At 55.9% G+C, this 472-nt stretch carries 1 protein-coding gene; it reads left to right on the top strand.

Going from position 1 to position 472, the window contains the following annotated elements:
- On the top strand, positions 1–278 hold a 278-nt coding region (locus A3730_RS09895), incomplete at its 5' end, for an alanine:cation symporter family protein (protein WP_197477412.1).
- Positions 279–472: the final 194 nt, after the last annotated feature.

The raw sequence follows: 472 nt of genomic DNA, 5'->3' as shown, positions 1-472 counted from the left end.
GCCTGGCCGTGTTTGCCTTTACTACCTTGCTGGGCTGGAGCCTGTACAGCGAGCGCTGCACCCAGTTCCTGTTCGGCAACAAGGCGATCATGCCATTCCGGGTCGTCTGGGTACTGGCCGTGCCGTTAGGGGCCATAGTCAGCCTGAACTTCGTCTGGGCACTGGCCGACATCATGAATATCCTGATGGCCGTGCCAAACCTGATCGCTCTGTTATTATTGTCCCCCATTGTGGTTCGGCTAAGCCGAGAGTTCTTCGCCAACCGCCGCCCGGACTGAATATTTGTAGGAGCTTGCTTGCAAGCGAACCCAGGGTATCGTCAATTGCCCAGCTTCGCTTGCAAGCAAGCTCCTACAGTGCACAAACACACCTTGTAGGACCCATCCCAGCATGACCATCTCCCTCCCTGACTACGTCCGCAACGACATTCAGCGCAATGTGACCTTTGCTCTGGAAGAAGATATCCGCGATG

The sequence above is a fragment of the Alcanivorax sp. HI0044 genome (genome assembly GCF_001634945.1).
This window is presented reverse-complemented; position numbering and strand designations above follow the sequence as displayed.